Source organism: Rhodococcus sp. GA1 (genome assembly GCF_024321955.1).
GTDB lineage: Bacteria > Actinomycetota > Actinomycetes > Mycobacteriales > Mycobacteriaceae > Rhodococcus > Rhodococcus pyridinivorans.
In genome coordinates, this window is the sequence record NZ_CP097186.1 from 2,596,448 (window position 1) to 2,620,039 (window position 23,592).

The 23,592-nt window shown below is 66.6% G+C and carries 26 protein-coding genes; 15 read left to right on the forward strand and 11 right to left on the reverse strand.

Annotation, left to right across the window (positions count from 1 at the left end):
• Positions 1 to 873: 873 nt before the first annotated feature.
• Both M3330_RS12205 and M3330_RS12210 read left to right on the forward strand, forming a co-directional pair.
• Complete coding sequence (locus M3330_RS12205; protein WP_255024887.1) at positions 874 to 1,209, forward strand: WD40 repeat domain-containing protein; 336 nt, start codon at positions 874 to 876, stop codon at positions 1,207 to 1,209.
• Between the two features lie 121 nt (positions 1,210 to 1,330).
• Positions 1,331 to 1,867: a hypothetical protein gene (locus M3330_RS12210; RefSeq protein ID WP_064256091.1), complete on the forward strand. Its 537-nt coding sequence runs from the start codon at positions 1,331 to 1,333 to the stop codon at positions 1,865 to 1,867.
• 3 nt (positions 1,868 to 1,870) lie between these two features.
• Here the strand turns inward: M3330_RS12210 and M3330_RS12215 are convergent, their stop codons facing one another.
• Genes M3330_RS12215 through M3330_RS12225 form a run of 3 tightly spaced genes read right to left on the reverse strand, consistent with a single transcriptional unit; the run spans position 1,871 to position 4,205 of the window.
• Positions 1,871 to 2,251: a DUF2752 domain-containing protein gene (locus tag M3330_RS12215; protein ID WP_255028901.1), complete on the reverse strand. Its 381-nt coding sequence runs from the start codon at positions 2,249 to 2,251 to the stop codon at positions 1,871 to 1,873.
• A gap of 26 nt (positions 2,252 to 2,277) precedes the next feature.
• Positions 2,278 to 2,865 carry a GNAT family N-acetyltransferase gene (locus M3330_RS12220; RefSeq protein ID WP_255024888.1) on the reverse strand — a complete coding sequence of 196 codons (588 nt, stop codon included), beginning with the start codon at positions 2,863 to 2,865 and terminating at the stop codon, positions 2,278 to 2,280.
• Positions 2,862 to 4,205, reverse strand: a complete 1,344-nt coding sequence (locus M3330_RS12225) for a glycosyltransferase 87 family protein (protein ID WP_255024889.1) — start codon at positions 4,203 to 4,205, stop codon at positions 2,862 to 2,864. The genes M3330_RS12220 and M3330_RS12225 overlap by 4 nt, the downstream gene beginning before the upstream one ends.
• Before the next feature lie 154 nt (positions 4,206 to 4,359).
• Here M3330_RS12225 and rpsF point away from each other — a divergent pair, with 154 nt between their 5' ends.
• The 5 genes from rpsF (at position 4,360) to dnaB (ending at position 9,681) form a co-directional block, all read left to right on the forward strand.
• Positions 4,360 to 4,647, forward strand: coding sequence for a 30S ribosomal protein S6 (gene rpsF, locus M3330_RS12230; RefSeq protein WP_006550802.1), 288 nt, complete (start codon positions 4,360 to 4,362; stop codon positions 4,645 to 4,647).
• A 64-nt stretch (positions 4,648 to 4,711) separates the two neighbouring features.
• The gene (locus tag M3330_RS12235) at positions 4,712 to 5,230 is read left to right on the forward strand and encodes a single-stranded DNA-binding protein (RefSeq protein WP_006550801.1); all 519 of its coding nucleotides are present in this window, start codon (positions 4,712 to 4,714) and stop codon (positions 5,228 to 5,230) included.
• A gap of 41 nt (positions 5,231 to 5,271) precedes the next feature.
• A complete protein-coding gene (rpsR, locus tag M3330_RS12240; RefSeq protein WP_006550800.1) occupies positions 5,272 to 5,514 on the forward strand; it encodes a 30S ribosomal protein S18 in 243 nt (80 codons plus the stop codon).
• Positions 5,515 to 5,531: 17 nt separating this feature from the next.
• Positions 5,532 to 5,987 (forward strand): 50S ribosomal protein L9, encoded by a 456-nt coding sequence (rplI, locus tag M3330_RS12245; protein WP_006550799.1) that lies wholly within the window; start codon positions 5,532 to 5,534, stop codon positions 5,985 to 5,987.
• A 613-nt stretch (positions 5,988 to 6,600) separates the two neighbouring features.
• Positions 6,601 to 9,681: a replicative DNA helicase gene (dnaB, locus tag M3330_RS12250; RefSeq protein ID WP_255028902.1), complete on the forward strand. Its 3,081-nt coding sequence runs from the start codon at positions 6,601 to 6,603 to the stop codon at positions 9,679 to 9,681.
• 75 nt (positions 9,682 to 9,756) lie between these two features.
• Here dnaB and M3330_RS12255 read toward each other — a convergent pair whose 3' ends face one another.
• Positions 9,757 to 10,257: an ArsI/CadI family heavy metal resistance metalloenzyme gene (locus M3330_RS12255; protein ID WP_255024890.1), complete on the reverse strand. Its 501-nt coding sequence runs from the start codon at positions 10,255 to 10,257 to the stop codon at positions 9,757 to 9,759.
• A 93-nt stretch (positions 10,258 to 10,350) separates the two neighbouring features.
• Between M3330_RS12255 and M3330_RS12260 the strand changes: the two genes are divergently transcribed.
• Together M3330_RS12260 and M3330_RS12265 are read left to right on the forward strand one after the other, a co-directional pair.
• Positions 10,351 to 10,710, forward strand: coding sequence for an Rv2640c family ArsR-like transcriptional regulator (locus tag M3330_RS12260; protein WP_006550795.1), 360 nt, complete (start codon positions 10,351 to 10,353; stop codon positions 10,708 to 10,710).
• Positions 10,711 to 10,758: 48 nt separating this feature from the next.
• Complete coding sequence (locus M3330_RS12265) at positions 10,759 to 11,364, forward strand: phosphoribosylanthranilate isomerase (RefSeq protein ID WP_006550794.1); 606 nt, start codon at positions 10,759 to 10,761, stop codon at positions 11,362 to 11,364.
• A gap of 23 nt (positions 11,365 to 11,387) precedes the next feature.
• Here M3330_RS12265 and M3330_RS12270 read toward each other — a convergent pair whose 3' ends face one another.
• The 4 genes from M3330_RS12270 to M3330_RS12285 all read right to left on the reverse strand — a co-directional run bounded on the left by M3330_RS12270 (position 11,388) and on the right by M3330_RS12285 (position 14,383).
• Entirely contained in the window at positions 11,388 to 12,338 is a 951-nt protein-coding gene (locus M3330_RS12270) for a DUF808 domain-containing protein (RefSeq protein WP_170318487.1), read from the reverse strand.
• Between the two features lie 205 nt (positions 12,339 to 12,543).
• Entirely contained in the window at positions 12,544 to 12,951 is a 408-nt protein-coding gene (locus tag M3330_RS12275; protein WP_019290558.1) for an arsenate reductase ArsC, read from the reverse strand.
• Positions 12,948 to 14,027 carry an ACR3 family arsenite efflux transporter gene (gene arsB / locus M3330_RS12280; RefSeq protein ID WP_024102459.1) on the reverse strand — a complete coding sequence of 360 codons (1,080 nt, stop codon included), beginning with the start codon at positions 14,025 to 14,027 and terminating at the stop codon, positions 12,948 to 12,950. Before arsB ends, M3330_RS12275 begins: the two co-directional genes overlap by 4 nt.
• Entirely contained in the window at positions 14,024 to 14,383 is a 360-nt protein-coding gene (locus tag M3330_RS12285; protein ID WP_255024891.1) for a helix-turn-helix transcriptional regulator, read from the reverse strand. The genes arsB and M3330_RS12285 overlap by 4 nt, the downstream gene beginning before the upstream one ends.
• Positions 14,384 to 14,464: 81 nt before the next feature.
• Between M3330_RS12285 and M3330_RS12290 the strand changes: the two genes are divergently transcribed.
• Both M3330_RS12290 and M3330_RS12295 read left to right on the forward strand, forming a co-directional pair.
• Entirely contained in the window at positions 14,465 to 15,223 is a 759-nt protein-coding gene (locus M3330_RS12290; RefSeq protein ID WP_033098463.1) for an IclR family transcriptional regulator, read from the forward strand.
• Positions 15,224 to 15,326: 103 nt separating this feature from the next.
• On the forward strand, positions 15,327 to 16,523 hold the full coding sequence (locus tag M3330_RS12295; RefSeq protein ID WP_039584387.1) for a 4-hydroxybenzoate 3-monooxygenase: 1,197 nt from the start codon (positions 15,327 to 15,329) through the stop codon (positions 16,521 to 16,523).
• A 3-nt stretch (positions 16,524 to 16,526) separates the two neighbouring features.
• Here the strand turns inward: M3330_RS12295 and M3330_RS12300 are convergent, their stop codons facing one another.
• Together M3330_RS12300 and M3330_RS12305 are read right to left on the reverse strand one after the other, a co-directional pair.
• On the reverse strand, positions 16,527 to 17,744 hold the full coding sequence (locus M3330_RS12300; RefSeq protein ID WP_255024892.1) for an alpha/beta fold hydrolase: 1,218 nt from the start codon (positions 17,742 to 17,744) through the stop codon (positions 16,527 to 16,529).
• Between the two features lie 134 nt (positions 17,745 to 17,878).
• Positions 17,879 to 18,868 (reverse strand): bile acid:sodium symporter family protein, encoded by a 990-nt coding sequence (locus M3330_RS12305; RefSeq protein ID WP_050993543.1) that lies wholly within the window; start codon positions 18,866 to 18,868, stop codon positions 17,879 to 17,881.
• 84 nt (positions 18,869 to 18,952) lie between these two features.
• Here M3330_RS12305 and M3330_RS12310 point away from each other — a divergent pair, with 84 nt between their 5' ends.
• Together M3330_RS12310 and M3330_RS12315 are read left to right on the forward strand one after the other, a co-directional pair.
• Positions 18,953 to 19,810 carry a LysR family transcriptional regulator gene (locus M3330_RS12310; protein ID WP_033097578.1) on the forward strand — a complete coding sequence of 286 codons (858 nt, stop codon included), beginning with the start codon at positions 18,953 to 18,955 and terminating at the stop codon, positions 19,808 to 19,810.
• A gap of 70 nt (positions 19,811 to 19,880) precedes the next feature.
• The gene (locus tag M3330_RS12315; RefSeq protein ID WP_006550785.1) at positions 19,881 to 20,375 is read left to right on the forward strand and encodes a hemerythrin domain-containing protein; all 495 of its coding nucleotides are present in this window, start codon (positions 19,881 to 19,883) and stop codon (positions 20,373 to 20,375) included.
• On the opposite strand, the gene M3330_RS12320 is transcribed toward M3330_RS12315, so the two are convergent.
• On the reverse strand, positions 20,368 to 21,051 hold the full coding sequence (locus tag M3330_RS12320; RefSeq protein ID WP_006550784.1) for a hypothetical protein: 684 nt from the start codon (positions 21,049 to 21,051) through the stop codon (positions 20,368 to 20,370). The two genes, M3330_RS12315 and M3330_RS12320, sit on opposite strands and share 8 nt — an antisense overlap.
• A gap of 85 nt (positions 21,052 to 21,136) precedes the next feature.
• On the opposite strand from M3330_RS12320, the gene M3330_RS12325 reads away from it, so the two are divergent.
• The gene (locus M3330_RS12325; protein ID WP_024102450.1) at positions 21,137 to 22,411 is read left to right on the forward strand and encodes a glutaminase; all 1,275 of its coding nucleotides are present in this window, start codon (positions 21,137 to 21,139) and stop codon (positions 22,409 to 22,411) included.
• A gap of 208 nt (positions 22,412 to 22,619) precedes the next feature.
• Positions 22,620 to 23,492: an alpha/beta fold hydrolase gene (locus M3330_RS12330; protein ID WP_006550782.1), complete on the forward strand. Its 873-nt coding sequence runs from the start codon at positions 22,620 to 22,622 to the stop codon at positions 23,490 to 23,492.
• Positions 23,493 to 23,592: the final 100 nt, after the last annotated feature.

The window sequence follows — 23,592 nt, forward strand, 5'->3', positions numbered from 1 at the left end:
GTCCACATCCACGGGCGCGAGATGACAGCCGCCTCGCCGCTTCGGTCTTCGAGTCCGCTGTCAGCCAGGTGAGCAGAACTTCCTTCTCACGGGTGCTGAGCAGAGGCCGCACGAGGCCGCCGACACGCATTTCGTGGAACGAGGACGAACGGTGCTGAGCGCTCACGGCGAACCGCCTCTCGGCTGACGAAGAGTCTGGAGAACCGGTGCGAATGCGCCACACCGAATCCTCGTCGCCGTCGGCGCCAAGACCTACGCCCGCGCGTGATCCCGTACGAAATCCGTACAGTCATACATCGCTGAACTGCGGAAACGCAGATTCTTCCCGAGGGAACCGTAGATGACGGAAACAACCGTGGAGGCGGCCGATCCGACCTCCATCACCTCCCGGACCGAGTTCGGCCGGGCCCTGACCGCCCTGCGAACCCGAGCAGGACTGTCGATCCGAGATGTCGTCGACGCGTCCGGCGCATTACACGGCACGGTCGCCGGATGGTTCTCCGGACAGCACCTGCCGACCCGCGCCAGCGAGCCGGCCTTCCGTACCGTGCGGTCGCCGGGCAGTGGCCGAGGGGGTGATCCTCGTCGTCGGTCCCCTGTCGGCGGCCGAACTCGAATCCGATCTCGCTCCCCGCGCATCGCGGAGGACGGTCGAATGCTCTGCCGCTGTGGGGAATCGTCGATCCCGTTGCGGCGGTGGAACTTCCGTCCCTGAGCCCACCCGTCGAGGATCGGTTCAGCGGTGCCGCGGCACTGTCGAAGACCGGATCGCTCGCTGCAGCAGGAACATCCGTCGGGTCCGTGCACCTGTGAGATGTCGCGGACCCTGCCGTCCCACGCGAACTGGCGCGGATCACCGGGCCGGCGGACGCGGTGTATTCGCTGCACTTCTCCCCCTACGGGGATCGTCTCACGGCCGGCGTCGGCGACGGGTCGGCGTGGATCTGGGATGTCACCCGACCGGACTCCCCCACCACCCACGCGGTGCTCACCGCCTACGGAAGCCGGTTCTACGACGCCACCTTCGCGCACGACGGAGCGGCGCTCGTCGGAGGTGGTCCCGACCGTTCCGTGCGACTGTGGCAACTCGACCCCGAGCCCGTCGCGGCGACACTGTGTTCCACCGTCGGCACTCCGGTGACCGAGGACGAATGGGAACGGCACCTGCCGGGTGTTCCCTTCCGGCCGCCGTGCGGCGACACGGCGTGAATCGGAATGGCCGGAAGATGTTCCGACCGAGACAGATTCATCCGATTGCAGGATACGCACAGGCCTCGCGGTGTGGGAACGTCCTGGTGGGGGATTCAACGCATCGATCATCGGAGGAAGCATGTCTCGTATTCGCAGTTCGGGTCTGCGCGCGGTTCTGACGGCGGTCACGGTGGCGGCGGTCGCATTCGGTGCGCCCGTTGCCGCTTCGGCCGCTCCCACCGGCAGCGCCGGCAGCAACGATCTGCCCGGCAGCGTGTCCGAACTGCCCGGCAGCGTGGTGGATCTGGGTGGACGGGCGATCGATCTGGGCAGTGCGATCCTGGGCAACGGATCATCGCTGCCGACGACCCAGCAGTGCAACCAGTCGCGGCAGTCGGGAGGGGAAGGTGTCACCGGCACCTACCACGAGTTGGGTCGCAGCGGTCCCACGTCGTTCCTGCTCGAATGGGAGACCTACGACGTTCCCGACCGGATCCAGGTGTTCTACGGGGGTTCCCAGATCTACGACACCGGCCGTATCGGTGACAGCATCAACGAAGGCACCGGATCGGCAGTGGTGAATGTGCCGGCAGGTAGCGCATCCTCGATTCTCGTCCGAGTGACCGGGGATCCCGGGACGGACTGGGACTACCTGGTCAACTGCCCGATCCTCTGACGGTCAGATCCGTAGGGCGGTGAACGGCGCGACCGGGATGTTGCGCACGACGAACCACATCGCCGTCAGGATCAGCACGAGGTGCGGGGGCCACCGGTATCGCGTCCACCGCGGCATCGGTGTGCCCCGCGCCCTGCTCCACGTCCATAGACCGAAGGCCACGGTGAGCACGGCCAGCGCGACGAGACCGAGGGCGTTGTAGTGCAATGCTGCCGGCACGTCGAGATGGACGAGCGAATACAACATCCGCGACGAACCGCAGCCGGGACACAGGATTCCGAACAGTGAGTAGGTGGGGCACGGCGGAATGACCCCGCCCGGCGTGGTCGGGTCGGCCCACGCCACCGCGGCGCACACCGCGACCGCACCCACGGCGATCGCCATGGGGGCTGCGAGCGCGCGCCTCGTCCTCATCGCACCGTGCGCTCCTCGAGCCGGGCGCGTACCCCGGGCCACTCGTCGTCGGTGAGGGAGAACAGCGCGGTGGTCCGCCAGCTGCCGTCGCGGCGCCTGCGGTGCTTGCGGAGCAGGCCCTCCTCGGTGGCGCCGAGCCGGCGCAGGGCGTCGCGCGAACGGGTGTTGCGTTCGTCGGCGTGCCAGGTCACGCGCACGGCCCCGAGGTCGTCGAAGGCGCGCTGCAGCAGAAGCAGTTTCGACTCGCTGTTCACGTGGGTCCGCTGCACCCGGGTCGACAGCCAGGTGGCGCCGATCACCAGTGTGCGGTGGGCCGGTTCGAGGAGGTAGTAGGACGTCGACCCCAGCACCTCGCCGGTCGCCCTGTCGACGATCGCGTACGGCAGCCGGGACGGATCGGCCACGGCCTCGCGCACGAATGTGCGCGCGTCGTCGAGGTCGCGGATCACAAGGTGTGCCCAGGCGAAGATCGTGTCGGGATCGTCGGCGGCCTTCAGCAGATCTTCGACGTGCGCGTCGGCGAGGGGCTCGAGTCGGATACGAGGGCCCTCGAGGACGGGATGTTCCATCCAGTGGTCGTTCATTGCGCTCTCCCGGTCGTCGTCGGACGGCGAGCGTAGCCCGTCCGTTCCGTCTGCTGCCACGGAGTTCTGGGCGGGACGCGCAGGAAGACGAAGAACAGCACGACCAGCAGGACCGCGCGTCCCCACACTCCGATGTGGACGAGCGTGAGCGGCAGGGCCATGTCCGTTTCGCCGGCGGTCGCGGCGAACCATCGGAAGATGCCGATGCCGATGGCGAGATCGGCGAGCAGATAGGCGGCGACGAGACCCCATGGCACGCGCAGCAGAATCAACATCGGCAGCAGCCACAGCGTGTACTGCGGTGAGTGCACTTTGTGGAAGAGCATGAACCCGCACAGCATCGCGGCCCCGGTACCGAGCCACGGATAGACGCCGTCGCGGAGGTATCGGCGCCATCCGAGCCACAGGGCGAGCGCGAACGACAGCGCGATCAGCGTCGGCGACAACTGGGCCACCAACTCGTTGTACTGGGGGGTGTTCTCGTATTCCTGGTAGCCGCCCATCAGCGGCCGCAGACCCCAGTACCAGATGGAGTTGCTGGTCCCGTCCGCTTCCCGGTTCTGCTGGAAGGCGAACGACGCCCGCCAGCCCTCGTAGCCGAGGATCGCGAAGGGCAGGTTGATCGCGGCGACCGTCGCTGCCGCCGTGCCCGCGACGGCGAGGGCGCCGGGGACGTCCCGCTTCCGATCGGGTGAGCTCCCGCCGGTGAGAACATAGGCCATGAGCGGCAGAACGAAGATGCCCGGATAGAGCTTGAGACAGAAGCCCACGCCCAGCAGCACTGCCGCGACCACTCCGCGAGTCCGCAGCGACCAGCGTTCGATCGTCAGCACCGCGGCGGCGGTGACGGTGACCGCCACGACCGGCAGGTCCCAGTTGAGGAAGGCGTAGAGCACGAGCGGCGGCGTGAGCGACCACAACAGCGCGGCCCATCCGGCCATCCGGGCGAGCAACCACGCGGTGACCAGCCCGAAGGGGGCGAGCAACAACGCCGACTGCAGGAGGAACTCCGCATCGGTGTGGGCACCGATGGCCCCGATCCACATGAGCACCCCGCTGAGCACGGGGTACTCGACGGTGCCCCCGGTCAACGCTCCCGACGAGGTGATGCCCCCGTCGACGAAGGGGAAGACGTGGAGGTTGATGCCGCGGCCGATCCACAACTGCTGGATGTCGGAATAGCAGACGTCGGCGTCCTTGATGTCCTCGAACCGCAGCGTGCGGCCCTCCGCGTCGAAGGTGGGGCCGGCGCACCGGGCCTTGTTCAGGTAGCCGAACCACATCATCACCGCGCACGTCAGGACGGCGACGAGCGAGACGGTCCCGGAGCTCGTGCGCATGTTCTCACCCTAGGACAAATCCCCCGCCCCCGACGGTCGGCGATTTCGCTGGTCGCCGGGCCGTCGTGTACCCTTCATGGGTTGCTGACGCAACGACCCTCCTGTCACGGAACGTCCGTGACCGTTCACAGTCCATAGGAGGTGATGAGGTCTTATGCGTCATTACGAATTGATGATCATCCTGGACCCCAGCCTGGACGAGCGCACTGTCGCTCCCTCGCTGGAGACGTTCCTCAACGTCATTCGCCAGGAAGGCGGCAAGGTCGACAAGGTCGACGTGTGGGGTAAGCGCCGTCTCGCCTACGAGATCGCCAAGAACAGCGAAGGCATCTACGCGGTGATCGACATCAGCGCGACGCCTGCTGCCGTTGCAGAGCTGGATCGCCAGCTCGGCCTGAACGAGTCGGTGCTCCGCACCAAGGTTCTGCGCCACGGCAAGTGAGCCTGTCGGCGCCGGGCCGTAGGCTCTGGCGCATCAGGACTCCCCACACTGCAGGAGGAACCACATGGCAGGCGACACCGTCATCACCGTGGTCGGCAATCTGACCGCCGACCCCGAACTGCGTTTCACCCCCGCGGGTGCTGCGGTTGCGAACTTCACCGTTGCATCCACGCCCCGCGTGTTCGACCGTCAGTCCAACGAATGGAAGGACGGCGAGGCTCTGTTCCTGCGCTGCAACATCTGGCGTGAGGCAGCGGAGAACGTGGCCGAGAGCTTGACTCGCGGCTCGCGTGTGATCGTGCAGGGCCGGCTCAAGCAGCGCAGCTACGAGACGCGTGAAGGCGAGAAGCGCACTGTCGTGGAGCTCGAGGTCGACGAGATCGGCCCCTCGCTCCGTTACGCCACGGCCAAGGTCACCAAGGCCGGTCGCGGTGGCGGTGGCGGAGGCTTCGGTGGTTCCTCCGGTGGATCGGGCGGTGGCCGTCCCGCTCAGAACACGAACGTCGGCGGAGACGACCCGTGGGGCGACGCCCCGCAGTCGGGTTCCTTCGGTGGTTCCGGGGACGACGAGCCTCCGTTCTGATCCGACCTCGATCGGAACATCCAAAATTACGGAGAACGACCATGCCTAAGTCGCCCGCGCGCGAGAAGGTTTTGAAGAAGAAGGTCTGCACCTTCTGCAAGGAAAAGAACGTGCAGATCGATTACAAGGACACGACGCTGCTGCGCAAGTACGTCAGCGATCGCGGCAAGATCCGCGCTCGCCGCGTCACCGGCAACTGCGTGCAGCACCAGCGCGACGTCGCTGTTGCTGTCAAGAACTCTCGTGAGGTGGCTCTGCTCCCTTACGTCTCGACGACTCGCTGAGGAAAGGGAGGGACACGATGAAGCTCATCCTTACTGCTGACGTGGACAACCTCGGTGCGCCTGGCGACACCGTTGAGGTCAAGGACGGCTACGGCCGCAACTACCTGCTGCCCCGCGGCCTGGCGATCGTCGCCACCCGTGGTGCCCAGAAGCAGGTCGAGGGCATCCGCCGTGCCCAGGAGGCTCGCGCCGTGCGCGGCCTCGAGCACGCTCAGGAGCTCAAGGCCGCCATCGAGGGCCTCGAGGACGTTTCGCTGAGCGTCAAGACCTCGAGCGACTCGGGCAAGCTGTTCGGCTCGGTCACCGCTGCCGATGTCGCCGGTGCTCTCAAGGCTGCCGGTGGCCCGGTTGTCGACAAGCGCATCATCGAGCTGCCCAAGGCCCACATCAAGGCGACCGGCAAGCATCAGATCGTCGTGAAGCTGCACCCGGATGTCACCGCGAAGTTCACGCTGAACGTCGTGGCTGCCTGATTCCGGCCCCTCGAGGAGCCCCGCGCCTGGTCGGCGTGGGGCTCCTCGTCGTCTGTGCACAGCCTGTGGATAAACCGGGGGGTAAACCACACCGTTGTGACTCCTCGGAATGTCGTTCGGGGAACGAATGGGTGAACACGCCCGGCCCTCCGACACGCCGAAATTCTTCTTCTCCACACGTGTGAACAGACATTTTTCTGCTCCTACCTGCAGTTATGAGAGATGTGAGATGTGTTGTCCCCAGGTTGTGCACATCCGGTACACAAGGCTGTCCTCCTCTTTCCACAATTCATCCCCAACTGTGTGCACAACCCGAGTTGTGGAGGGTCATCCGGATCCCTAACGTCGGGCGCACGACTCCACACACAGGATGTCGGTAGGGGCGAGTAGAACCGGACACGAAACCCCGGGTACCGACACCGGGAGTGCGTGCAGGTATCCGCCGGAGCACAGCGCGCCGGACGGGGACATGTGGAGGAAGGCAGGCACTGCAGTGGCCGTCGTTGACGATCGTGGAAATCCCGAATATTCGGGACCTCCCGAGGAACCGAGTGGAGACTTCGGTCGACAGCCCCCTCAGGATCTCGTGGCCGAGCAGTCCGTGCTCGGTGGCATGCTGCTGAGCAAGGACGCCATCGCCGACGTCCTCGAAGTGCTGAGGCCCGGCGACTTCTACCGTCCGGCCCACCAAGCCGTGTACGACGCGATCCTCGATCTCTACAGCCGTGGCGAACCCGCCGACCCGGTCACCGTGTCGGCCGAGCTCGACCGGCGCGGCGAACTCAAGCGTCTCGGCGGAGCCGCCTATCTCGTCACGCTCACCCAGACCGTCCCCACCGCGGCCAATGCCGGCTACTACGCCGAGATCGTCGCCGAGAAGGCCGTCCTGCGTCGTCTCGTCGAGGCGGGCACGCGCATCGTCCAGTACGGCTACGCCGGCGCCGACGGCCAGGACGTCGCCGAGATCGTCGACCGCGCGCAGGCGGAGGTCTTCGAGGTCGCCGAACGACGCACCACCGAAGACTTCGTGCCGCTCGAAGAACTCCTGCAGCCCACGATGGACGAGATCGACTCCATCGCCAGCCGCGGCGGTATCTCCCTCGGCGTGCCCACCGGCTTCGCCGAACTCGACGAGCTCACCAACGGGCTGCACGCCGGCCAGATGATCATCGTCGCCGCGCGTCCCGGTGTGGGTAAGGCCCTCGCGCTCGACACTCTCCTGCCCACCCCCACCGGCTGGACCACGATGGGCGAGGTCGGTGTGGGCGACGAACTCCTCGGCGCCGACGGCCGCCCCGTCCGCGTCCTCGCCGCCACCGAGGTCATGCACGGCCGGCCGTGCTTCGACGTCGTGTTCTCCGACGGCACCGTGATCGTCGCCGACGAGCAGCACCAGTGGCGCACCGGCGACGGCGCGATCCGCACCACGGGCGAACTCGCCGCCACCGCCGACGCCGGGCACACCGTCGCGAACACCGAGGCACTGTCGTTCCCGGCAACAGAGCTGCCCGTCTCCCCCTTCACGCTCGGTGCGTGGCTCGGCGGCCCGTCGTCCGATCCCGAACTGCACATGCGTATCGACGGCGAAGGTGGTTTCACGAGCGCCCTCGTCGCGCTCGGCGCACACATCCCCGCCGAATACCAGCGGGCATCCGAACCGCAGCGTCGCGAACTCCTCGCGGGTCTGCTCGACGCCGGTGGAGAGATCGACGACGACGGCACCATCCGGTTCGTCGGCTCGTCCGAGCGTCTGGCGCAGGGCGTCGCCGAACTCCTGTCGGGCCTCGGTTACGCGCCGGTGCTCGACGGCACCGAGATCTCCTTCACCACCGACGACGACGTCTTCGTCCTGCCCAGCAAGGCCGTGCGGCACAAGGAATGCCGCGCCACCATGCCGCGCGAGCGCCGCATCGTCGCCGTCCGCCCGGTTTCCTCGGTCCCGGTGCGGTGCGTCGAGGTCGACGGCGACCACATGTACCTCGCGGGTCGCGCGATGGTGCCCACACACAACTCCACGCTGAGCATGGACTTCATGCGGTCGTGCTCCATCAAGCACGGCATGGCGTCGGTCATCTTCTCGCTCGAGATGGGCAAGACCGAGATCGTCATGCGTCTGCTGTCCGCGGAGGCGAAGATCAAGCTCGGCGACATGCGATCCGGACGCATGACCGACGACGACTGGACGCGTCTCGCCCGCCGCATGAGCGAGATCAGCGAAGCGCCGTTGTTCATCGACGACTCACCGAACCTCACGATGATGGAGATCCGCGCAAAAGCGCGGCGGCTCAAGCAGAAACACGACATCCGTCTCATCGTCATCGACTACCTGCAGCTCATGTCGTCCGGCAAGAAGGTCGAGTCGCGTCAGCAGGAGGTCTCCGAATTCTCGCGTAGCCTCAAGCTTCTCGCGAAGGAACTCGAGGTTCCGGTCGTCGCGGTGTGTCAGCTCAACCGTGGTCCCGAGCAGCGCACCGACAAGCGGCCGCAGGTCTCCGACCTCCGTGAGTCGGGCTGCCTGCCGGCGTCCACGCGCATCATGCGCGCCGACACCGGCGCCGAAGTCACGCTCGGCGAGCTGCTCGAGTCGGGTGAACAGCCCCTCGTGTGGTCGCTCGACGAACGCATGCGGATGGTCGTCCGGCCGATGGTGAAGGTCTTCCCCAGCGGCCGTAAGGAAGTCTTCCGGTTGGAGCTGACCTCGGGGCGTCGTGTCGAAGCCACCGCGAACCATCCCTTCCTCACCATCGACGGCTGGATGCCGTTGGGCGAGTTGGTCGCCGGTGAGCGTGTCGCAGTGCCGCGTGCGGTGCCCGCACCCCTCGACGTGATACCCGCATCCGACGACGAGGTGGTCGTTCTCGCGGACACTGCCGTGGCCGGCCGACTGATCCCCACCCGCGCGTTCTCGCTCCCCAAGGAGCAGGTCGCCGAGCTCGTCTGCCACATCTGGGAAGACAGCGGTGAGGTCGCATGGGACGCAGGCGCTGCCCGCGCCGTCGTCCGCTACCGGTCGGCGGAGCGTCGTCTGGCCGACGACCTCGCGCGCCTGCTCCTGCGCATCGGCGTGTTCGCGCGGATCACCGATGCCGTCGAGGGCTGGGACCTCACTGTCACCGGGGCGGAGAACCAGGCGGTCTTCCTCCACGACGTGGGCAAGCACGGAACCGCGGCGCAGTGGGTCCTGGCGCAGCTCGGACCGAAGCTCGTCAAGCACAGCCCCGACACCGTCACCCCCGAGATCGAAGCCGAGCTCGGCGAATTGCTCGCCGTCGAACAGCTCGCTCCGATCGGACCGGTCGCGTCCGCCACCCCGCGCACCACCGAGGGTGCACGCTCGCGGCTCGCCCGGGTCGCCGATGTCCTCGACACGGCCGACATCGACATGGTCGCCACCAACAACGTGTTCTGGGACGAGATCGTCTCCGTCACGAGTCTCGGCGAGCAGGACGTCTACGACGGAACGGTGCCCGGCACACACAATTTCGTCGCCGACGGCATCGCGGTGCACAACAGCCTCGAGCAGGACGCCGACATGGTCATCCTGCTGCACCGCCCCGACGCCTTCGAGCGCGACGACCCGCGTGGTGGCGAGGCCGACCTCATCGTCGGCAAGCACCGTAACGGCCCGACCGCGACCATCACCGTTGCCCACCAGCTGCACCTGTCGCGGTTCGTGGACATGGCGCGAGGCTGATACGAGTCGTCGCCCCGCCCGGCGGCGAGGCGACAGATCTCGTCCCGGTTCCGTGATATTCGTAGCGAAAGGCGGTCAGCAGCAGGAGGTTACGCCGGTTTTCGGCGTGGAGTTGTCGTCCTGCTGCTCGTCCGGGGCACCGGTCGTGCAGCATGTTCCGCCGCTGGCTTCCTGCGTGCCGTCGAGATGCTGCGGGCTCGACCCGAAGGTGGCCGAATCCGCCAGGACGGTGTACACCTCCCACTTCTCCCCTGCCGGACCCGTCACCCACGCCTTGTCTTGCGTGGCGTAGCAACAGGTCGTGCCCATCTCCTCGTCGGCGAACAGGCCCGCCTCGGTCAATCGGGCGATCTCGGTGTGCACCTTCTCGGACGAGTCGACCTCGACCCCGAGATGGTTGATCGTGCCGCCCTTGCCCGGGTTCTCGAACAGCACCAGCTTCAACGGCGGATCGGCGATCGCGAAGTTGGCGTAGCCCGGTTCGAGCTTGGCCGGTTCGGTGCCGAACAGTGTCGAGTAGAGGGCGACCGCTTCGGGCAGGTCGTCGACGTCGAGGGCGAACTGGATGCGTGACATGACTGCCTCCACCTGTGTGACATATATCGAATTACCGCCCACAGGATGCTCCTGTACTTCGACATATGTCAAGAAGGTGGTTAGGCTCGAATCATGCCGAAAGCGCTGCCCGTGATCGATGTCCGCGCCCCGATCTGCTGCGCGCCGGTATCGGCTGCGCCGATGCGCGACGACGCCGCCCTCGAGGTCGCGTTGCGGTTGAAGGCCCTGGCCGATCCGGTGCGCATCAAACTCGTGTCGATCCTGCTCACCGCCGACGAAGGTGCGGTGTGCACGTGCGATCTTGCCGCCGGTGTGGATCTGGCGGAATCCACGGTGAGTCATCACCTCGGACAACTACGCAAGGCGGGCATGGTCGAATCCGAGCGACGCGGGATGAACGTCTATCACCGTGCCCGCGCCGAGTCCCTCGAGGCGCTCAGGGTCGTCCTGGATCCGAACTGCTGCCGCTGACGGTCGCACACATATCCTCGAGGTGGAGAAGCGGCGAGGAAGGTAGTGATGACGTTCATCAAGATGTGCGGACTGCAGGACGAGGCGACGGTCGATCTCGCCGTCGAACTGGGCGTCGACGCGGTCGGTTTCGTTCTCGTGAAGAGCCCTCGTCGCATCTCCCCGGATCGGGCCGCGACGCTCCGCACCCGCGTGCCGGCGGGAACACTCGCCGTCGGCGTCTATGTGAATGCGTCCCTCGACGAGATCGTCACGACGGCCCGAGCCGCGAATCTCGATCACGTCCAGGTGCACGACCTGCGGTCGGCCGACGACGTGCGCGTGCTGCACGACGCGGGATTCACGGTGATCCGCGCGATCAACACCGGAGGAGCCGAGGCGCTGTCGGAGGACTTCGGCGCCGACCTGTTGCTCGTCGACGGCGCAGTCGCCGGTGCAGGGAAGACATGGGACTGGCAGGACCGCAGTGCCTTGCCGTCCGGCCGGTGGGTCCTTGCGGGCGGGCTGAACCCCGACAACGTGGAGAGGGCACTTTCCACGTCCGGGGCGTGGGGTGTCGACGTCTCCAGCGGCATCGAGGCCGAACGCGGCGTCAAGGATCCGGGTCTCATGCGGGCGTTCGCGCAGGCGGTCCGGAGAAACGCCCCCGAGTGACCCGTCCGGGGGATCCGGCGGCGTCAGTGCGCGGCGTCGGCCTTCTTCCGCCGCGGGATCAGGTGCATGATCAGCACGACGATCGCACCCACGATCAGGCCCACCAGAGCGGATGTCACGGTCCCCGCGGTCCACGACAGCACGCCGCCGAATCCGCCGTGCACGAGCTCGCCGAACCAGTGCTCGAGGTCGTGCAGACGATCGGCAGGCCAATGGAATCCGGCCTCGCCGACATTGACGAGCAGGATGTGCCCACCGACCCACAGCATGGCGGCGATCCCGACCACGGTGAGAACGGTCATCAGCTTCGGCATCGCCTTCACGAGACCGCGACCGACGCGCTGAGCGAAAGTGGACTTCCGTTTCGCGAGCGCCAGGCCGACGTCGTCCATCTTCACGATCAGGGCGACCACGCCGTACACCAGGACGGTGATGAGGACGGCGACGACGATGAGGACGAGCAGGCGAGTCAGGAAGGGTTCGTCCTCGACCGAGGCCAGCGAGATCACCATGATCTCGGCGGACAGGATCAGGTCGGTGCGGATCGCCCCGCCGATCATGGCCTTCTCGAACTCGGGGCCCTTCTCCGCTGCGGTGGCCTCTTTTTCGTGGTGTCCGCCGGTGAGCGCTTCGTAGACCTTCTCGGCGCCCTCGTAGCAGAGGAACAGACCGCCGGCGATGAGCAGATACGGCAGGGCCTGCGGGAGGAACTGACTCAGGATCATCGCGACCGGCAGGATGATCAGAAGCTTGTTGCGGATCGACCCGATCGCGATCTTGCGGATGATCGGCAGTTCGCGATCGGGGGTGAACCCGTGCACGTAGCGGGGGGTGACGGCCGTGTCGTCGACGACCACGCCCGCTGCCTTGACGCTCGCCCTGCCGGCTGCGGCGCCGATGTCGTCTATGGATGCCGCGGCTGCCTTCGCAAGTACCGCGACGTCGTCCAGAAGGGCGACGAGACCACCAGCCACGGGAACCTCCCACAGTTCGGCTGCACCGAGCCGATCGACCGACACGCGATTACGAGTCGTCTCAGAACGCTACCGGACCTGCGATGACGTGCAACGCGGTGTCCGGAGCAGGTCGGGGACGACGTGCGTCCACACCGAGTGCCCTACATGGGCGCCCAGCGTGACAGACCTGTGGGTACCCGGTGGATGCGGTTACCGAACTCGATCATGCCGGTGGCGTCAGTTCGGCGATCAACGCCTCGACCTTCGCCCGGATCTCGTCACGGATCGGACGCACGGCGTCGAGCCCTCGTCCGGCCGGGTCGTCGAGCACCCAGTCCCGGTAAGACGTACCGGGGAATACCGGGCAGGTGTCGCCGCACCCCATCGTGATCACGACGTCGGAGGTCTGCACGGCGTCGGCGGTGAGGATCTTCGGGTTCTCGCCGGAGATGTCGATTCCGACCTCGGCCATCGCCGCGACCGCAGCAGGGTTCACCTCCTCGGCGGGTGCGGACCCGGCGGAACGGACTGTGATGCGATCCCCTGCGAGGCGACTCAGGAACCCGGCGGCCATCTGGGACCGTCCGGCATTGTGCACGCACACGAACAACACGGACGGAACGGCGGTCACGACGCACCTCCGGCACGGGCGACGAAACGTGTGCGCAGGGCCAGAGCGACGTACACGAGTGCGACGAGGACCGGCACTTCGATGAGGGGGCCGACGACTCCCGCCAGTGCCTGTCCGGACGCGACCCCGAACGTGCCGATCGCGACGGCGATGGCGAGTTCGAAGTTGTTGCCCGCGGCGGTGAAGGCGAGTGTGGTGGTGCGTTCGTAGCCGAGTCCTACTGCAGCGCCGAAGAGATACCCGCTCCCCCACATGATCGCGAAGTACGCCAGCAGGGGCAGGGCGATACGTACGACGTCGAGTGGTCGCGAGGTGATCTGTTCACCCTGCAGCGCGAACAGGACCACGATGGTGAACAGCAGTCCGTACAGCGCCCACGGTCCGATGCGCGGCAGGAAGGTCTGCTCGTACCAGCTGCGGCCCTTCGCCTTCTCTCCGAATCGACGAGTGAGAAAACCGGCGACGAGCGGGATCCCGAGGAAGATCAGCACGGATTTCGCGATCTCCCACGGGGAGACGTCGAGCCCGGTCTGCTCGAGGCCGAGCCATCCGGGCAGCACCGACAGGTAGAACCAGCCGAGAGCGGCGAACATGATCACCTGGAAGACCGAGTTGATCGCGACCAGCACGGCTGCGGCTTCCCGGTCGCCGCACGCGAGGTCGTTCCAGATGATCACCATCGCGATGCAGCGCGCGAGGCCGACGATGATCAGACCGGTGCGGTATTCGGGCAGATCCGGCAACATCAGCCACGCGAGCGCGAACATCAGTGCAGGACCGACGATCCAGTTGAGGATCAGCGACGAGATCAACAGGGTGCGGTCGCCGGTGACCGTGTCGAGACGGTCGTAGCGCACCTTCGCCAGTACCGGGTACATCATGATCAGCAAGCCGAGGGCGATCGGCAGCGAGATCCCGTCGATCTCGATGAAACCCAGGGCTTCTCCGAGTCCGGGAATCATGCGGCCGAGCAGCAGGCCGACGACGATGGCGGTGCCGATCCACACGGGAAGGAAGCGGTCGAGTGTCGACATCCTGCCCATCACGGGAGTGTCCACCGCAGTTCGCTCACTCATGCGGGTACCTCGGTCGGCTCGATCCCGAGTACATCGGAGAGTTGCCGTAGTGCGACCGGAACCACCCAGTAGTACACCCAGGTGCCGCGACGCTCGCACTCGAGCAGGGCTGCCTCGCGCAGAACTCTGAGGTGGTGCGAGATCGTCGGTTGGGACAGATCGAGCGATCCCGAGATGTCGCACACGCACGCCTCACCGCCGGCATGGCTCGCGACGAGCGACAGCATCCGCAGACGCACCGGATCGCCGAGGGCCTTGAACATCCGGGCGAGGTCGGCGGCGCGATCGCCCGTCAGGGGTTGGCGCACGAGCGGAGAGCAGCAGGCGTCGTCACCCGCGAGATCTTGATTCGACACACGTCTATATTGACAGATGTCGAATCTACGGACGGATCCGGATGGTGAAGCTGCCCGGATCGGACACGGAACAATGGCGGCATGGCCAACTCGCCGTCCGGTGACTCGATGCTCGACCGCGTCGTCCGCATCCTCGAGTCGTTCGACGACACCCAACCCCGCCTGACGGTCGGGAGTCTCGCCCGCAGGTCCGGCATCCCGCAGGCCACGACCTACCGGCTCGTCGGCGAGCTGGTGCAACACGGTCTGCTCACCCGGGACGACGACGGCCGGGTACGGCTCGGTCTGCGCCTGTGGGAACTCGTCGCGCGCAGTGCACCCGCGCGCGATCTGCGGGAGTCGGCGCTGCCCTTTCTGCAGGACGTGCAGTCGGTGGTGCACCAGCACACCCAGCTCGCGGTCCTGCAGGACGACGAGGTCCTCGTCCTCGAACGGCTGTCGGCGTCCGATTCGGTGGTCAACCAGGCCTCGGTCGCGCGTCGGCTCCCCGTCCACGACACGTCGCTGGGCATGTCGATGCTCGCGTTCTCACCTGCGGAGGTGCAGGAAACCTATCGGCGACGACATCCCGAGGTGGAGAAGCGTTTCGCTGCGACGACGAGAGATTTCCGTCGCGCGCTCGCGGAGGTCCGCCGGCGGGGTTATGCGCGCTTCGACGGTGTGCTCGACGAGGGCACCACGGGCATCGCGGTGCCCGTCCTCGCGCGGTCGGGTCATGCCCTGGCGGCGCTCGGCGTGGTGGTGCCCACCGGTGCGTCCCGGCAACAGGCCGTCGTGCCCGTCCTCATGGCCGCTGCCCGCGGCATCGCGCGCGGAGTCGGCGAGCGTCCCCCGGACTGACCAGGTCGTTTTCTCATTGAACGAGAAGTCGACGTGTGCGGTGGGAGAGGCGCACGACACTCGACGGGACGCGAATCGGATATGCGCAGCGAAGGACGAACACATGAACGCAACCCGCACGGTCGTCACCACCGAAGTCGGCATCGTCGGCGGCGGCCCGGCAGGTCTCATGCTCTCCCATCTCCTCGCGAAGGCGGGGATCGACAACATCGTCGTCGAGAAGCGTGATCACGAGACCATCCGGACCACCCACCGTGCGGGGATCCTCGAGCACGGCTCGGTGTCGCTGCTCACCGAGAGCGGAGTCGACACCCGTGTCCTGAACGAAGGGCACCGCCACGACGGCATCGATCTGCGCTTCGGAGGTGAGAGCCACCGCATCGATTTCCGGGACCTCGTGGGTGAGTCGGTGTGGTTGTATCCGCAGAACGAGGTCTTCGTCGATCTGGCCGCCTCGCGCGAACGCGACGGTGGCGATGTGCGCTACAGCGTCTGCGACACAGAGGTTCTCGACATCACCACCGACACACCGAAGATCCGGTTCGCCGAATCCGACGGCAGGCCGGTCGAGATCCGGTGCCGCATCCTCGTCGGAGCCGACGGATCACAGAGCATCTGCCGCAAGGCGATTCCCGGCGACGTCCGCACCGACCACTTCATCGAGTACCCCTTCGCATGGTTCGGGATCCTTACCGAGGCTCCACCGAGTGCACCCGAATTGATCTATGCGCGTTCTGATCACGGATTCGCCCTCATCAGTCAACGCAACGAGTCGGTGCAGCGGATGTACTTCCAGTGCGATCCGTCCGAGGACGCGTCGACGTGGAGCGAGGACCGGATCTGGGACGAGCTTCAGAGGCGTGTCGACGGCCCCGACGGTTTCGAACTGAAGCGCGGCCCCATCTTCGAACAGATGGTCCTGCCGTTCCGCTCGTACGTGTGCGAACCGATGCGGCACGGAAACCTCTTCCTGGCAGGCGATGCCGGCCATACCGTTCCGCCGACCGGTGCCAAGGGACTCAACCTCGCCCTGGCCGACGTCCGGGTGCTCTTCCGCGCGCTCGACTCGTTCTTCTCCACCGGCTCGTCCGACCTGCTCGACGCCTACAGCGACACGGCGCTGCAGCGCGTGTGGAAGGCGCAGAACTTCTCGTACTGGATGACCTCGATGCTTCACACCCGTGAGGACGCAACGCCGTTCGAGAACAAACGGGCGCTGGGCGAACTCGCCGCGGTCGTCGGCTCCCGGTACGGACAGCAGTATCTCGCGGAGGCGTACACCGGCCGGCCCGACCGCTGATCGTCAGGGCGTGCGGGCCAGGAGTTCGTCGAGCCGATCGAGAACCCGCCTGTTGAGGAGGGTGCGGTTGCCCATCTCGCAATGCCCACCCGCACCCTCGGCGTCGATGAACGGGATGAGGGTCACCTTGTCGCCCAATCGATCGACGAACGTTCCTGCACCGCGCGCGAGGGCATCGCTCTCGGCGGCGGTCACCACGACCGGGCACGAGATACGCTCCCCGACCTCGTCGAGCGTGTACGCGTTCATCTCCGCGAACAGTTCCCGGATGTCCGAGACTCCGTTGACCCAGAATCCACGGGCGACGATCTTCCAGCGCAGCGACGGATCCGACTGCACCGCAGCCATGATCGTGTCGGCGTCCTGTGCGCTCATCGAGAGAGGATCGTCGAGGACCTCGGGGGAGAGGCCGAACGCTGCCCCGAGGGCCCGGGTGCCGGCCGCCACGCTCCACTGACCGGGATCGGCGACCACCGCGGCCAGACGATGCTCACCGGATGCTGCGCGCGGCGCGAGATACCCACCGAGACTCCATCCGCTCAGGACGATGCGTTCGGGGTCGACGATGGGGGAGGCCGTCGCATGATCGATCACCGCGCGCACGACCACTTCCCAGTCCGGACGCATCGGCATCTTCTGCTTGTAGAGCATCTCGCCCTGGCCCGGTCCGTCGAACAGGAGACAGTGGTAGCCGCGTCGCAGCGCTGCCACGGCCGATGCGAAGTACATGTCGGTGATCGTGGCGTCGTATCCGTTGGTGAAGACGATGAGCGGCCGCACGCTGTTCTCGTGGCCGGGTGCGGGAATCAGGTAGCCCGGAAGCGTGGTGTCCTCGAACGGAATCCTGGCAGCCTTGACGGGTGTGTCCCCGATCGCCAGCCCGGCATCGAAGGCCGCGACCTGCTTGTCGAAGGCGGCGATCAGACGTGGGTCGACGGGAGATCCGTACAGCGGGTGGTACGCGGTCGCGTAGTAGGCGCTCGCCCGCAGGAACAGCTCGCGTGCCGAGTCGTCGTGCCCGGCGGTCGCGCAGGACTCCGCTTCGGCGACGAGACGGTCCCCGGTCTCGACCCACGCCCGATAGAAGTCCCCGTCGTCACCGTCGCCCACCTGCCGGGCCACTGCGGCGATCTCGCCGAAGTCGGCGCCGCCGTAGGGGATGTAGGCCAGCGGCCAGGTTCCGAACTCGTCGTGCAGATGATCGTGGAACAGCAGACCCATGTCGGTGCTCCTTCGAGCCGAGGTTCGCGAATCGGGGTTCTCCCTGCACGGTGACGGCACGATGACGTCACCGCTACCGGAATCAGCGGATTTCACCCTCGGTTTCGTCTAACAGGAGCTTCGGTTTCGCTCTCCTATACGGCTACGAGCCCATCCGGTGCCTTCTTCGCCAGGCGTCCGGCGAGGGCCGCGCACACCAGGAGCTGCATCTGGTGGAACAGCATGAGCGGCAGCACGATCAGGCCGATGGGCTGGCCGGGGAACAGCACGATCGCCATGGGCAGACCGGTGGCGAGGGACTTCGTGGAGCCGCAGAAGAGGATCGCGACACGGTCCTGATATTCGAAACCGAGTCCGCGCGACGAGTACCAGGTGAGCGCGAGCACGATCGCGAGCAGCACCGCGCACACCCCGACGAGGGCGAGCAGGCGGCCGACCGAGATCATCGACCAGATACCCTCGTTCATGCCGCGGCTGAACGCCACGTACACGACCAGCATGATCGATCCGCGGTCGACGAGTTTGAGCGGCTTGCCGTGGGCCTTCACCCAGCCGCCGATCCAGCGCCGCAGGAGCTGACCTGCGACGAACGGCACGAGCAACATCAGCACGATGTCGAGCACGGCCGACCCGCTGAAGGTGACGCCCTGGGTGGACATCGTCAGCGCGACCAGCAGTGGAGTCGCGAAGATTCCGATGAGACTCGAGGCGCTGGCCGAGACGATCGAGCCGGGGATGTTGCCGCGCGCCACCGAGACGAGCGCGATGGCGGACTGCACCGTGGACGGCAGCAGGCACAGGTACAGGACGCCGAGATAGAGCGGGTCGCTCAGGATCGACGGCACGAGCACCTTGGCGGCCAGGCCGAGCAGCGGGAAGACGACGAAGGTCGTGGCGAGGATCGTCAGGTGCAGACGCCAGTGCTCGAGACCCTCGATGGTCTCCTGCGTGGACAAGCGCGCGCCGTACAGGAAGAACAGCAGCCCGATGGCGATCTTGGCGGCCCAGTTCACGCCGTCGAGTACGACCCCGTCGGCGGGCAGCAGAGCAGCGACGGCGACGGTGGCGAGGATGGCGAGCAGGAACGGGTCGAGCCGTCCGAGCACGGGGATCTTGGAGAGCACGAATCGACGGTACGGCAGCCGGATGTCATTACAGAAGACGGTCGCCACGTTTTCTGTAATCGCGATTCGTGATGAAATGGGGTGGTGTTCGATCCGGTGCACCTACGGAGCTTCCTGGCCGTCGAGCGGGAGCGCGGCTTCACCGCGGCCGCCCAGCGGCTCGGCCTGCGGCAGTCGACGGTCAGTCAGCACGTCGCGCGACTCGAGAAGGAGATCGGGCGCCGCCTGTTCGTACGCGACACGCACAACGTCGAGCTCACGGCGGACGGCGCCGACATGGTCGCCTTCGCCCGCGAGATCCTCGATCGCCACGATGCCGCCCGCAGGCACTTCTCGGAGTCGCCGCTCAGCGGCCGGCTGCGTTTCGGGGTCTCCGAGGACCTGGTGCTCTACGAGCTGCCGTCGATCCTCGCCGAGTTCCGGCGTAGTCATCCCCGCATCGATCTCGAACTCACGGTGGATCTGAGCGAGGATCTGCAGCGCCGTCTCGACGACAACGAGCTCGATCTGGTCTTCGGCAAGCGTCGACCGGGCAGCCGCCACGGTGAAATGATCTTCAGCGAGCGTCTCGTCTTCCTGTCCGCCCCCGATTACGTCCTCGATCCGGACGAGCCGACACCGCTGGTGTCCTATCCGTCGCCGGCCCTGACCCGCGACATCGCGCTCGAGGTCCTCCAGCGCAGTGGGCGCGGTGTCCGCGTTGCGTGCACGACCGACAGTCTCAACGGTCTGCGCGCTGCAGCGCTCGCGGGACTGGGCGTGGTGCTGCACGCCGAGCGGCTTCCACCACCCGGTCTCGTCCCGGTGCGCGATCCCCAACGATTGCTTCCCGGTGCGGGTGAGATCGAGTTCGTGCTCATGGCGCGTCGTTCCGTACTCAACGGCCCGGAGGCGGCACTGCGGGCGGCCATCCTCGCGAATGCGGATCGTGTGCGCGTGTGACGGTGTCGCGGACGGGTATTCCTGTGCCACGCCCGCTGGGGGCGGCAATGTTCACGCCGCAGGAGGAACCGTGTCCACAGACGCGATCGTGTTGCTGAAGGAAGACCACAAGGAGATCAAGAAACTCTTCCGCGACTTCCGGAAGGCCGAGGGGGAGAAGGAGAAGGGCAAGATCGTCGACAAGATCATCGAAGCCCTCACCGTGCACACCTATCTCGAGAACGAGTGCATGTACCCCGAGGTGCGTTCCCTGCTCCCCGATCTCGAGGACGACATTCTCGAATCGTACGAGGAGCACCACGTCGCCGACGTGCTCGTCATCGAACTGGCCGGGATGAAGCCCGACGCAGAGCGTTTCGACGCGAAGACGACGGTCCTCATCGAGAACGTCGAGCATCACATCGACGAGGAGGAGGACGAGTGGTTCCCCAAGGTGCGCGAGGCGCTCGGCCGTAAGCAGTTGCAGGACATCGGTGCCCGCATGCTCGAGATGAAGGAGGGCGCCCCGCGGTCACCGGCGCAGCCGTCCGCGCTGAAGAAGACGATCGACGCGGTGATCAGCTGACGGTGTGCTGCGGCCGGGCGAGGAAGGCGCCTCGTCCGGCCCGGCTCGCCCGGTAGGCGTCGCGTCGCGTCTCGACGAGCCATCCCGGCCACGGATCGACGAATCCGGGGCAGTGGACGGTCGGATCGAATGACGGCTGCTCCGAATCCTTCTCGGGTAGGTGGCGAGTCAGCGTCAGACGTCCCGCCGCTTCCAGAGGCCCGCGGGCGGAACCCACCAGGAGAGAGAACTCGAGCGGTATCTCGAGTGCCTGCACGGAGGTCGTCGAGGACGGTTGTCGTCCGCGCGGAACGGCGGTGATCCACCGCGGCGCGGGGTCGCTGTCGGTCCGATAGGCCATGAGCGTGCTGTAGCGGGCACTCGACCACGAACGGGCCGGCAGCAGCGCCACCCGGGCCGGCAGATGAGCCGATGCGAGCAGGACGTCCCACGGGCCGGTCTTCGTGGCGAAGCGCACCGCGAGACCGAGCACGTCCGGCATGCCGTCCGGTGTGCCGATGGCCCGCGACACCCGGGCGACGACAGGAGTAGGGCGGGGAATCTGCCGCGGCCACCAGGACGACTCGAGTTCGGCAACCCCTTCGAAGGTCGCACCGCGCGGGTGGAACACGCGCGCTCCGCGCAGCGCGGATCCCACTCGGAACGGCACGGACAGCGCCGACGACAGAGCAGTCATGGGGATGGCATACCCGCGATCCGCCGGTTCAATCGCCTTCGTCACTCCTCACCCCGGCAGCGTCCGATTCGGTCACGATGAATACATGCGTTCACCGTTGCCGGATTATCTGACCGAAGTGCTCCGAGGATGCGCCGACAGTTCGGGCGCCCTCGCCGACTACATCCCGGAACTGGCGAGGGCCGACCCGGACCGGTTCGCCCTCACCCTCGTGACCGCCGAAGGTGCGGTGTACTCCGTGGGCGACGACCACACCGAGTTCACGATCCAGTCGATCTCGAAGCCCTTCGTCTACGGTCTTGCGCTGCAACAGAGAGGCTTCGACGCCGTGCTCGACGTGATCGATGTCGAACCCTCCGGGGAGGCGTTCAACGAGGTCTCGCTCGAACGCAACACGGGCCGTCCGCTCAACCCGATGATCAATGCCGGTGCGCTCGCCGCACACGCCCTGGTGCTCGACGGACGGCAACCCGAGGCCTCGGTGGAGGACATCCGTTCTCTGCTGTCGTCCCTGGCCGGTCGCGAGCTGACGATCGACGAGAAGGTCGCGTCGTCGGAGCTCGAGAACTCCTACCGCAATGTCGCCATCGCCAATCTCCTTCGGGGGTACGAGGTTTTCGAGGACGATCCGGACGAGATCGTCGAGGGGTACATCCGGCAGTGTTCGGTGACGGTGACGACCAAGGATCTCGCGATGATGGCCGCGACGCTCGCGGCGGGCGGTGTGCAACCCGTGACGTGCGAGGAGATCTTCTCGCGGGACGTGGTGCGTCAGGTGCTGTCGGTGATGGCGACCTGTGGGATGTACGACGCGGCGGGGGACTGGCTCTCCACCGTCGGTATCCCCGCCAAGAGCGGCGTGTCCGGAGGAATCATAGGAATCCTACCGGGACAGTTGGGTATTGCCGCATACTCGCCGCGCCTCGACGACCACGGCACCAGCGTCCAGGGGGTCGCCGCCTTCGGTCGTCTCTCCCGCGACATGAACTTGCATCTGATGGACGCGCCGATGGTCGCACACTCGGTGTTACGCAGAAGACATGTCATCGGCGAGGGTGACGAGTCTCTCACCCTCCTCGAGTTGCAGGGCGACCTCCAGTTCACCAGTTCCGAGGGTCTCGTGACGGCCGTGGTCGACGAGCCTGTGGAGACGAAACGCCTGGTCTTCGACCTGTCCCTCGTCCGTACCATCCTGCCGGTCGGCCGAAGGATGTTGCTGGAGATGATCGGTCGGCTCCACCGGGACGGCGTGGAGGTCGTCGTGATCGACCCCGAAGGGCATCTGCCCGAACCCGACACCGGCTACGGCTTCCGACCGCAGGTTCACACCTCGTGGGAGGACCTGGAGGCGCAGGGGTGATAGGGCATTCGGCACGAAAGTGACGTGAGGGACGGCTGTGAAGTTTTCCGGAACCACGGGTGGCGTCCACACCGAGCACTGGGCTACGGTGTCGTGCGGTGTGCCCGAGGTTGGTCGGCGAAAGACGCTCGTACCCCACGAAAGAAGATCCATTCATGCCGTTCCGTGAATCCCTCGTCGTCCCCGGAATCGTCCGGGTAGGAGGATGATGGCGTTGCTGACACGTTCGCCCTACCGCTGCCCCGGAGACGGCAGCGTGATCCACCACGCGTGCGCAGGACTGCTGACCTACTGGGAGCGTCCCGTCGAGGAGCACGTCGCCCGCACCTCGCTGGGTGACACCTACGTGCTCACCACGGGTCCTGCGACCGCACCGCCGATCGTGGTGCTCGCGGGTGGCGATCTCCCGGCGGCGGGGCTGCGTCTGCTCGCCGAGCAGTTCGGCGAGCGCCACCGGGTGGTGCTCGTGGATGTCCCGGGCCTTCCCGGTGCGAGCGCGGGCAGCCGGCCCGACAGCCGGATCCACAGCGTCTACGGCCACTGGCTCGTCGAGGTGCTCGATGCACTCGGCGTCGAGCGGATTCCCGTGATCGGTCTCGGCTGGTCGGCCTCCGTGGCCGCTGCGGTGGAGGATCTTGACCGGATCGAGAAGCTGGTGATCGCGGCGCCGCTGGGTCTCGTCCCGCGCGTCCGGTGGAACCGCGCCCTCATCCCCGGCCTGCAGTGGCGCAACGAGCCCAACTTCGAGAACACCGAGCGGTACCTTCGAGCACTCGCGGGATGCGACTACCGGCCCGACGAACAGACCCTGCGGTGGTCCTGCCGCGTCGGTGCGTATTGCACGTCGCTGACGAACATGCCCCGCATCGATCGGGCCGTGCTGCGCCGCTGGCGCGGGCGTCCGGTCGAGGTCGTCGTGGGAAGCAAGGACCCCCTCGTACAGGTGGACGCGCTGAACAAGCTGGCCGACGACATGGGTGCTCATTTCGTGGCGCTTCCCGAGGTGGGTCATCTCCTCGCGGTCGAGGCGCCGGCCGCTCTGGCGGCGACGGCCGCAGCCGCAGCGGTAACGGAGAACTGAGAACCGGGACTCGGAAGAATCCGGTCCCGGAGAGTGTAGGTCGAAAGTGGCGGTGCCGGGCTGCCCCCGACGGGCGTAGCTGTCAGTCCGGCATCGCCAC

Excerpts from the sequence above, each read along its gene's own strand:
- rpsF (WP_006550802.1), top strand. The coding sequence starts at position 4,360 with ATGCGTCATTACGAATTGATGATCATCCTGGACCCCAGCCTGGACGAG.
- rpsR (WP_006550800.1), top strand. The coding sequence starts at position 5,272 with ATGCCTAAGTCGCCCGCGCGCGAGAAGGTTTTGAAGAAGAAGGTCTGC.
- dnaB (WP_255028902.1), top strand. The coding sequence starts at position 6,601 with ATGCTGCTGAGCAAGGACGCCATCGCCGACGTCCTCGAAGTGCTGAGG.
- M3330_RS12210 (WP_064256091.1), top strand. The coding sequence starts at position 1,331 with ATGTCTCGTATTCGCAGTTCGGGTCTGCGCGCGGTTCTGACGGCGGTC.
- M3330_RS12225 (WP_255024889.1), bottom strand. The coding sequence starts at position 4,205 with ATGCGCACGAGCTCCGGGACCGTCTCGCTCGTCGCCGTCCTGACGTGC.
- M3330_RS12320 (WP_006550784.1), bottom strand. The coding sequence starts at position 21,051 with ATGACTGCTCTGTCGTCGGCGCTGTCCGTGCCGTTCCGAGTGGGATCC.
- M3330_RS12260 (WP_006550795.1), top strand. The coding sequence starts at position 10,351 with ATGCCGAAAGCGCTGCCCGTGATCGATGTCCGCGCCCCGATCTGCTGC.
- M3330_RS12220 (WP_255024888.1), bottom strand. The coding sequence starts at position 2,865 with ATGAACGACCACTGGATGGAACATCCCGTCCTCGAGGGCCCTCGTATC.
- arsB (WP_024102459.1), bottom strand. The coding sequence starts at position 14,027 with ATGAGTGAGCGAACTGCGGTGGACACTCCCGTGATGGGCAGGATGTCG.
- M3330_RS12330 (WP_006550782.1), top strand. The coding sequence starts at position 22,620 with ATGGCGTTGCTGACACGTTCGCCCTACCGCTGCCCCGGAGACGGCAGC.
- M3330_RS12300 (WP_255024892.1), bottom strand. The coding sequence starts at position 17,744 with ATGGGTCTGCTGTTCCACGATCATCTGCACGACGAGTTCGGAACCTGG.
- M3330_RS12325 (WP_024102450.1), top strand. The coding sequence starts at position 21,137 with ATGCGTTCACCGTTGCCGGATTATCTGACCGAAGTGCTCCGAGGATGC.
- rplI (WP_006550799.1), top strand. The coding sequence starts at position 5,532 with ATGAAGCTCATCCTTACTGCTGACGTGGACAACCTCGGTGCGCCTGGC.
- M3330_RS12255 (WP_255024890.1), bottom strand. The coding sequence starts at position 10,257 with ATGTCACGCATCCAGTTCGCCCTCGACGTCGACGACCTGCCCGAAGCG.
- M3330_RS12215 (WP_255028901.1), bottom strand. The coding sequence starts at position 2,251 with ATGGCGATCGCCGTGGGTGCGGTCGCGGTGTGCGCCGCGGTGGCGTGG.
- M3330_RS12295 (WP_039584387.1), top strand. The coding sequence starts at position 15,327 with ATGAACGCAACCCGCACGGTCGTCACCACCGAAGTCGGCATCGTCGGC.
- M3330_RS12265 (WP_006550794.1), top strand. The coding sequence starts at position 10,759 with ATGACGTTCATCAAGATGTGCGGACTGCAGGACGAGGCGACGGTCGAT.
- M3330_RS12290 (WP_033098463.1), top strand. The coding sequence starts at position 14,465 with ATGGCCAACTCGCCGTCCGGTGACTCGATGCTCGACCGCGTCGTCCGC.
- M3330_RS12235 (WP_006550801.1), top strand. The coding sequence starts at position 4,712 with ATGGCAGGCGACACCGTCATCACCGTGGTCGGCAATCTGACCGCCGAC.